Origin of the sequence: Sphingorhabdus sp. (assembly GCF_044239005.1) — a bacterium.
GTDB lineage: Bacteria > Pseudomonadota > Alphaproteobacteria > Sphingomonadales > Sphingomonadaceae > Sphingorhabdus_B.
In genome coordinates, this window is sequence record NZ_JBIICH010000145.1 from 1 (window position 1) to 4622 (window position 4622).

7 protein-coding genes are annotated in these 4622 nt (G+C 55.0%); 3 read left to right on the forward strand and 4 right to left on the reverse strand.

All coding sequences use genetic code 11. The features are described 5' to 3' along the window. Nucleotides 1–89 precede the first annotated feature (89 nt). Nucleotides 90–545 carry a tRNA adenosine(34) deaminase TadA gene (gene tadA / locus ACILQA_RS09905; protein WP_395629544.1) on the forward strand — a complete coding sequence of 152 codons (456 nt, stop codon included), beginning with the start codon at nucleotides 90–92 and terminating at the stop codon, nucleotides 543–545. Here the strand turns inward: tadA and yghX are convergent. From yghX to ACILQA_RS09920, 3 genes are read right to left on the reverse strand one after another with little or no spacing between them, the layout of a single operon-like run. Continuing rightward, a complete protein-coding gene (yghX, locus tag ACILQA_RS09910; RefSeq protein ID WP_395629545.1) occupies nucleotides 542–1447 on the reverse strand; it encodes a YghX family hydrolase in 906 nt (301 codons plus the stop codon). The genes tadA and yghX overlap by 4 nt on opposite strands. A gap of 11 nt (nucleotides 1448–1458) precedes the next feature. Next, nucleotides 1459–2259, reverse strand: a complete 801-nt coding sequence (locus tag ACILQA_RS09915; protein WP_306062240.1) for a LytTR family DNA-binding domain-containing protein — start codon at nucleotides 2257–2259, stop codon at nucleotides 1459–1461. Next, a complete protein-coding gene (locus ACILQA_RS09920; protein WP_395629546.1) occupies nucleotides 2256–3392 on the reverse strand; it encodes a sensor histidine kinase in 1137 nt (378 codons plus the stop codon). Before ACILQA_RS09920 ends, ACILQA_RS09915 begins: the two co-directional genes overlap by 4 nt. Nucleotides 3393–3480: 88 nt before the next feature. On the opposite strand from ACILQA_RS09920, the gene ACILQA_RS09925 reads away from it, so the two are divergent. Beyond that, nucleotides 3481–4074, forward strand: a complete 594-nt coding sequence (locus tag ACILQA_RS09925; protein WP_395629547.1) for an HD domain-containing protein — start codon at nucleotides 3481–3483, stop codon at nucleotides 4072–4074. Nucleotides 4075–4201: 127 nt separating this feature from the next. Then, entirely contained in the window at nucleotides 4202–4330 is a 129-nt protein-coding gene (locus ACILQA_RS09930; protein ID WP_281370176.1) for a hypothetical protein, read from the forward strand. Between the two features lie 4 nt (nucleotides 4331–4334). On the opposite strand, the gene ACILQA_RS09935 is transcribed toward ACILQA_RS09930, so the two are convergent. After that, on the reverse strand, nucleotides 4335–4622 hold a 288-nt coding region (locus ACILQA_RS09935), incomplete at its 5' end, for a hypothetical protein (protein WP_395629548.1).

The following is a 4622-nucleotide window of genomic DNA, read 5'->3' on the forward strand; positions in this document are numbered from 1 at the left end:
CCCGCGAAAGTCGCTGCCCCTAACGCTCCACACCGAAAAGGTCAAGCCGATGTGTGGTCAAAAGCAGTAATCTACGCTAGCAAAATAACATGCCCTTGTCCAAAGCCCGCGAAATGATGAACGAAGCGCTCAACTTGGCGCGGGCAGCCGCCGCGCAAGGCGAAGTGCCCGTAGGCGCGATTGTCGTCAAGGATGGGGTCATTATTGGCCGTGGCGCCAACCGTCCGCTTGAGCATCATGACCCCACGGCCCACGCCGAAATCCTCGCCATCCGCGCCGCTGCGACGCATCTTGGCAATGACCGGCTTACGGGATGTGACCTGTGGGTCACGCTGGAGCCCTGTGCGATGTGTGCAGGCGCAATCGCCCATTCGCGCATAGCTCGCCTCTATTATGGCGCTGAGGACCCCAAGGGCGGCGCTGTAGCGCATGGCCCGCGCTTATTTGAACAGCCCACGGTGCATCATCGCCCCGAAATATATTCGGGCATATCCGCAGACGAATCGGCGGAACTGCTACAGGCGTTTTTCAAAGACCGGCGCTAACGCAGATTTTTCCCGAAAAACGCAATCGTGCGGGCCCATGACAAGTCTGCCGCTGCTTTGTCAAAGCGGGGCGTGCTGTCATTGTGAAAGCCATGCTGCGTGCCCGCATAGAAATGCACCTGAAACGCCTTCTGGTTCGCTATGAGCGCTGCCTGATAGGGCAGCCAGCCTGCGTTGATGCGCTCGTCGGCTTCGGCGTAATGGATCAACAGCGGCGCCTTAATGGCAGGAACCTCGGCCGCAGTGGGTTGGCGACCATAATAAGGCACGGACGCAGCAATTTCCGGATAGGCAACAGCCAACGCATTGCAGACGCCGCCACCATAACAAAAACCCACCGCGCCAACCTTGCCTGTGCTGTCGGCATGATCGCGCAGGAATTCAAAGCTGGCGAAAAAATCTTCCAATAGTTTGCCGGGGTTCAGCTTTGCCTGCAGCTCACGGCCTTTTTCGTCATTGCCCGGATAGCCGCCGAGCGATGAGAGACCATCGGGGCCAAACGCCATATAGCCGGCCTTTGCCAGACGACGCACGACATCTTCGATATACGGGTTCAACCCGCGATTTTCGTGAACCACCAATACCGCGGGCAACTTGCCGCTCGCCTTGGCTGGTCGCGCCAGCAACCCGCTGATGCTGCCATGCCCGACCGGGCTTTGTACCGTCACCCGCGAGGTGACAATCGCCGGATCGTCGGCCTTAACCTGCTGCGCCAAAGCATAATCCGGCTGCAACTGGTTGAGTATCATAAGGCCGGTTACGCCCGCAGCCGCGAATTTAGCGGCTTCGCGAATGAATTCACGTTTGGTCAGCTTGCCGTGGACATAACCATCGAAGATTTCCAGAATATAGGGATGGAAGTCACTGGCCTTCATGCGCGGTGAAGTTTCGGCTTCGGCCATCCTTATTCTCCTTAATGGACAAACCTGGCTACGACGTCACGATAAGAACGGCTGACTTTTACCTGTGCGCCAGATTCAAGCACAAGGAAGCATTCGCCGTTCGTATGCGGCTTCACCTGCCGCACCTGATCCAAATTGACAATTGTCGAACGGTGGACGCGCTGGAACGTCCTTGGATCGAGGCGTTTTTCCAGATCCTTCATCGTCTCGCGCAGAATGAGCGAGTTATCGGCGGTGTAGATGCACATATAGTCGCCAGCCGCATCGATCCGTTCGATGCTTTCTACATCGACGCGGAAAATCTGGCCGCGATCTTTGATATTGATAAGCTTCTCAAACCGCGTTGACGCCAGGTCATCGTCAATCGAACTCAAATTGTCAGCAGCATCCGGCGCGACTTCATTGATAACGGTACGAAGCCTGTCCAGCTCATCCGATGTGCGCTTGTCGGCAAGCCTGCTGCGCACACGGTCCATGGTGTCGGCAAGACGTTCTGGCTCGACCGGCTTCATAAGATAATCGATCGCCTGCGCTTCGAAAGCCTTAATCGCATGTTCCGAATAGGCTGTCACAAAGACGAACAGCGGCGGATCAATGTCCATCACCCCCTGAACAACCGAAAAACCATCAAACCCGGGCATCTGAATGTCGAGAAACACCAAATCGGGTTTCAGCGTTTTAATCTTGCGAATGGCTTCCCGGCCATTGTGACAGGTCGCGACGATTTCGATGTCGTCGAACGGCTGCAGCCTTAATTCAAGGCCTTGGATCGCCAACTTTTCATCGTCGACCAATATTGTACGAATGCTCATGCGGATATTTGTCCTTGCTGCTTAGCCCCCGCCTGATTGTCTTCCCCTGCTATAATCCGGCTTTGATATGGTAGTTCCAACAAAACCTCAAATCCTCCGCCCGCTTTTACATAATGTTCAAAGCGTTGATCATCGCCATAAGCTTGTGAAAGTCGCTCGCGGGTATTCGCCATACCAACCCCGGTAGAGAGGCTGTGATCTTGCTGCCCCGGCTGCAAGCCCGGTCCCGTATCCGATACGGTAATCCGCACTCTTTGACCGACGAGTTGAGCGGTCACGGAAATGTCGGCGCCCTCTTCTTTCGGGGTTACAGCATATTTGATGGCGTTTTCCACCAATGGCTGCAGGAGAAGTGAGGGCACCAAAGCGTTTTCGACAGCGGGTTCAATCGTGAAATATGTCCGCAGCCTTTCTTCAAAACGCATCTTTTCGATATCGAGATACAGCTTCAACGTCTCAATCTCTTGCGTCAGAGGCACCTTGGCCGCAGCCTCGTTGATGAGGGTGAAGCGCAAAAATGACGATAGCCGCGACAACATGGCATTTGCCTGCTCCGTCTGCTTCAGCAGCACGAGCGTCGATATGCTGTTCAATGTGTTGAACAGGAAATGCGGGTTCAGCTGATATCGCAACATCGTCAGCTGCGCGCTGGTAGCCTGCGCCTCAAGCCGCATCATCTGGTCCGCTTGTTCTTCAGCGCGCACGAAATAATTGATAGCGTAATACAGCGCGGACCAGGCCGCCAACAACACCGAGTTAATATAGATCGCAGCGAGCCATAACTGCGCAAAGGGCGTTTCATCCACCCCATCACGAATGGTTTGAAGCACCCACACGTCAATATACGCGTAGCCAATCGTGGCCAAGGACACCGCGACGAACGTCAGGCTCCACGTAATAAATGGCCGCTGATCAATCAGAAATCGGTAAATAACCGATAGCAGAAGCGTGATCGAATACCCCGTGACCGCTGATATCAGGATGGGCACAAGGAAGCTGACGGGCTGCCCTTGGGCAATACCGGACGCAGCACGCAAAATGACTGCGCCTGCCCATCCGGCTGAATGGAGATTCCAAAACGCGCGATTTTTATCGGCGAAGAAGGGTTTGTCTGTAAGCTCAAGTACCGCCATAAAATCGGTCTAGCCGCATTTTGCGCGCGCATGAAGCACTTGTTTCATCACACGGACATGATAGGGTTTTGGGGAGAGGATATCGACCATGGACAACCACGAAGACCGCGCAAATTTCCACGACATGTCACAGAGCACGCAAGAAGATTGGCAAATCATCATGCGGCACAATATCCCGTTCTCGCAAAATGGCGGACAACGGATATTGGACCATCTTCGGCTTCTCGATGGCGATTTTGGTGGATTCGCGGTGGACCGGTTGACCCATTCCTTGCAAACCGCAACGCGCGCCTATCGTGATGGACGGGACGAAGATTATGTCGTTATGGCGCTGCTGCACGACATTGGCGATACACTTGGCGCGGCAAACCACCCGGACATTGCTGCTGCTATATTAAAGCCGTTCGTTTCGGAAAAACTGCACTGGATTGTTCAAAACCACGGCATTTTCCAAGGTCACAACTTCTTCCACTATCTTGGGCTTGATCGGGACATGCGCGAAAAGTTCCGCGGTCATGAATGGTTTGCTGACACCGAAGAATTCATCGACAAATATGACTGCCCATCGTTCGACCCAGAATATGACACGCTGCCATTGGAGTTTTTCGAACCCATGGTGACGAAGCTGTTCCGCCATCCGCTGAATAGCATTTATAAGCGTGAAGCAGAGGCCGTCGCGTAATCACCTCATTTCGGCGGGGCCCTTATAACGGGGGCCATTCGTGCATATAGATAAGGATCACCGGACGTTCGCGTGAACGATCCGGCGCTTTGCACGTTGTCCCCTCCACCCCCGAAAGGAAAACATCATGGCAAAGAGCCAGAAGAAATCGAACCGCGAAGTCCGCAAACCAAAGGCAGAGGGACCCAAAAAGCAAAACGCTTCGAACCCCTCAACCAAGGGCAACCCCGCCGGGTTGGCGCCATCCAAGAGCTAGGGGCTTAGCGCCCCAATAGCACCCGTGCCTGACCGGCAACCTGTGCCAGCATCGCGGGCGTGGGTATGCCGGCCATGCGGGCCCGGTCGACCATCGCCTTGAATGCACGCACGCGGACGGCGTTGGTTTGCAGCCAATCCTGTGCATCCTCGAGCGGTTTCTTGGCGGCACGGCGGCTTAGGAAATCCAAACGCATCGTTTGGAAATCGCGCGCCAGACCCGCAACCAGCAATCGCTCCCACGGGTCATGCGGATCAATCTGCATAGCCGCCCCTTGCGCCCAGCTGAGGCC